This window comes from Streptomyces sparsus, assembly GCF_054776295.1.
In genome coordinates, this window is the sequence record NZ_BAAHCA010001335.1 from 1 (window position 1) to 999 (window position 999).

Sequence of the window (999 nt, forward strand, 5' to 3'; positions counted from 1 at the left end):
CGCCGCCGAGCCGGCGCAGTTCGACGGCTGGTTCGGCTGACGGTGGTCCCGGAGGCCGGCGACACGGACCGCACCGCCGGGCCGATGGCCTCCGGGGCAGCCCGGTCCTGGACCGCCCGGCCCGGTCCTGACCGGTCCTGGGCAGCCCCGTCAGCCCAGGTCGTCGGCGAGCAGCGCCCGGACCCCCTCGATGTTGGCCGTGAGGTAGGCCCGGAGTGAGGGCGGCACCACCTCGACGGAGGCCAGCCCCTCGCGGGTGAAGGGCAGCCGCACGAAGTCGTACTCGCCGCACGGCTCGTCGACCTCCGGGCCGTGGCGCCGGGAGAGGTCCATCGACTCCAGTCGGCAGACGAAGAAGTGCTGCACCTTCACGCCGTCCGGCGCCTGCTCGGTGGGGTGGTCGACGGTGTCGACGAAGGCGGGCACCACGTCGGCGACGGTGCCGCCGAGCTCCTCGTCCACCTCCCGGTGCAGCGCGGCGACGACGCTCTTGTCGGCCGGCTCCACCCCGCCGCCGGGAGTGATCCAGTAGGGCTCCTGTCCGGGCTTGGTCCGCTTGATCAGGAGCATGTCGTCCCCGTCGAGCAGGATCGCCCGGGCGGTGCGCTTGACCACGGGACGTTCATCGGCCATGCCTGCAATCTGCCGCGCGGCGCCCGCTTCGAAACCTCACCGGTGGCCGCGCCCCGGCGGGTGCCGTCTCACCAGTCGACGGCGGCCCGCAGCAGCCACTCGTGGGCACGCGAGATGTGCGGCAGCGCCAGCGTGCCGGCCCGCACCGCCAGGAAGTACGTGCGCAGCGGCGGCACGGGCGGGTCCAGCAGCGGCACCGCCTCACCGGCGTCCTGGGCGGGTCGGCACAGGTAGCGCGGCAGCACGGCGACGCCCGCGCCCGCGACGACGCACTCCAGCACGCCGCGCAGGTCGGGCACCACGATCGCCGCTGACCGCTGCGGCGCGGCGTCGAAGACGGTGGCCCAGTAGTGGGTGAGCAGCGGC

2 protein-coding genes are annotated in these 999 nt (G+C 74.7%); both read right to left on the reverse strand.

All coding sequences use genetic code 11. The features are described from left to right. Window positions 1–150: 150 nt before the first annotated feature. On the reverse strand, window positions 151–633 hold the full coding sequence (locus ACYVE9_RS28260; RefSeq protein ID WP_461030731.1) for an NUDIX domain-containing protein: 483 nt from the start codon (window positions 631–633) through the stop codon (window positions 151–153). Window positions 634–701: 68 nt separating this feature from the next. Further along, window positions 702–999: LysR substrate-binding domain-containing protein (locus ACYVE9_RS28265; RefSeq protein WP_461030732.1), on the reverse strand; the 298-nt coding region annotated here is incomplete at its 5' end.

Excerpts from the sequence above, each read along its gene's own strand:
- ACYVE9_RS28260 (WP_461030731.1), bottom strand. The coding sequence starts at position 633 with ATGGCCGATGAACGTCCCGTGGTCAAGCGCACCGCCCGGGCGATCCTG.